Consider the following 442-nt stretch of genomic DNA (forward strand, 5'->3'; position numbering starts at 1 on the left):
GTATCGACCAGAGCCATCTCCTCACTGGTGAGCAGCTTGTCGATATCGACCAGCACCAGCATGCGATCCTCGAGACTGCCGAGCCCGCTCAGGTAATCCGAGGACAGGGTCACCCCGAACTCGGGGGCCGGCTTGATCTGCTCGGGCGTCAGGGTCATGACGTCGGAGACGCCATCGACCACGATGCCGACGACGCGTTCGCCGACATTGACCACGATGACCACGGTCTGACCGCCGTATTCGACGTTGTCGAGGTGGAACTTGATGCGCAGATCGACGATCGGCACGATCACGCCACGCAGGTTGGTCACGCCCTTGATGAAGTCCGGCGCGTTGGCGATGCGGGTGACGTTTTCGTAACCACGAATCTCCTGAACCTTGAGAATGTCCACGGCATACTCTTCGCTGCCCAGCGAGAACACCAGGAATTCGCGGCTATGGG

At 60.4% G+C, this 442-nt stretch carries 1 protein-coding gene; it reads right to left on the reverse strand.

Features of this window, described 5'->3' with window-relative positions; translation table 11 throughout:
- A partial coding sequence (locus tag PSR9079_RS23435) for a chemotaxis protein CheW (protein WP_246175648.1) occupies window positions 1–425 on the reverse strand: 425 nt, incomplete at its 3' end.
- Window positions 426–442: the final 17 nt, after the last annotated feature.

This window comes from Pseudoalteromonas rhizosphaerae, assembly GCF_902498845.1.
In the GTDB taxonomy this organism is placed as follows: Bacteria; Pseudomonadota; Gammaproteobacteria; order Enterobacterales; family Alteromonadaceae; genus Pseudoalteromonas; species Pseudoalteromonas rhizosphaerae.